The sequence below is a fragment of the Nocardioides sp. NPDC058538 genome (assembly GCF_042719275.1).
Taxonomy (GTDB): domain Bacteria; phylum Actinomycetota; class Actinomycetes; order Propionibacteriales; family Nocardioidaceae; genus Nocardioides.
In genome coordinates this window covers 1-1,581 of sequence record NZ_JBHXNY010000080.1, presented here as the reverse complement: position 1 = coordinate 1,581, position 1,581 = coordinate 1, and the positions used below count along the sequence as shown (strand labels likewise).

At 66.0% G+C, this 1,581-nt stretch carries 1 protein-coding gene; it reads left to right on the top strand.

The features are described 5' to 3' along the window. The first annotated feature begins 302 nt into the window (after window positions 1-302). Window positions 303-1,544: an IS110 family transposase gene (locus tag ACFWQC_RS28305; RefSeq protein ID WP_378686174.1), complete on the top strand. Its 1,242-nt coding sequence runs from the start codon at window positions 303-305 to the stop codon at window positions 1,542-1,544. Window positions 1,545-1,581: the final 37 nt, after the last annotated feature.

The following is a 1,581-nucleotide window of genomic DNA, read 5'->3' as shown; positions in this document are numbered from 1 at the left end:
CGCCGAGCCGGAGGGCACCTTCGGTGACTGTGGAAGTTGAAGATCGTGGCTCGGTTCCGGTAGCGCTGTGACCGGGGCCGGGCCACGATGGTGTTGTCCGTCGCGGTCACAGGCCGACCGACTGTAGTGACTTGATCCTGACGCCGAGCCTGGTTCGTGGAGGACTGCCGCGGGACCGTGGATTGTTGCCTTTGAGCACGTGTACCAGACTTCTGATCTTCGCATCCTCCCCGTGACGGACGCCTGGCCCTGAGAGGTTCTCGGGGCCTGAACAGGGAGAACACCGAAACGGGGTGGCGGGTATGGATGTGGTGCACGCGCGGTGCGCGGCGTTGGATGTGTCGAAGACGGACGCGAAGGTGTGCGTGCGGGTCGCGCGGCCTGGCGGTGGGGCCGAGGAGAGGGTCACGACGTGGGGTGCGATGACCCGTCAGATCATGGAGTTGCGTGAGCACCTGATCGCCCAGCAGGTCACCCGGGTGGTGATGGAAGCCACCGGTGATTACTGGAAGCCGTTCTACTACCTGCTCGAGGACGCGGGATTCGAGCTTGTGTTGGCCAATGCTGCCCAGGTCAAGGCGATGCCGGGTCGTAAGAGCGATGTCTCTGATGCCCGTTGGCTGGCCGATCTGGCCGCGCACGGCCTGGTGAGAGCTTCACTCGTGCCGCCCCCACCGATCCGGGAGCTGCGGGACCTGACCAGGGCCCGGTCCGCGCTGACCCGCGACCGTGGCCGTGAGATCAAGCGGCTGGAGAAGCTCCTCGAAGACGCCGGGATCAAGATCTCCTCGGTGGCTTCCAAGACGCTGACGGTCTCGACTCGGGAGATGATCGAGGCACTCATCGCTGGGCAGCGTGACCCGCAGGTGCTCGCCCAGATGGCCAAGACCCGGCTGCGGGCCAAGATCCCCCAACTGCAGGAGGCGTTGATCGGCCGGTTCAACGACCACCACGCCTTCCTCGCCCAGATGTTCTTGGACATGATCGATGAGTTCGATCGGGCCATCGACCAGCTCGAGGAACGGATCGAGGTGATGGTCGAGCCCTTTCGTGGCTTCCTCGACCTGATCACCACCATCCCCGGGATCAGCACCACCGTGGCCGAGGTCGTGCTGGCTGAGACCGGTGGCGACCTGTCGGTGTTCCCGACCCCGGAGCAGTTCTGCTCCTGGGCTGGTGTCGCCCCGGGCAAGAACCAGTCCGCCGGGCGTACCAAACCCGCCCGGGCCAGGCCCGGAGACCGACACCTCAAAGGCGCGATGGGGATCGCCGCGATGGCCGTGGCCCGGTCCAACAACACCTACCTCGCTGCCCGCTACCGACGCATCGCCACCCGCCGCGGCCCGATGCGGGCCCTGGTCGCGACCCAGCGCGCGATGCTCACCGCGATGTGGCACATGGCCCACACCGGCGAGGTCTACCACGAGCTGGGCCCCGACCACTTCGTACGGCAGCGTCCCGCCTACATCAAGGACCGAGCCATCCGACAACTCGAAACACTCGGCTACGGCGTCACCCTCACCGACCTCCCACAAGCCAGCTGAGAGGACCGTGACTGGGCTTATCTACGTACCAGTCGGC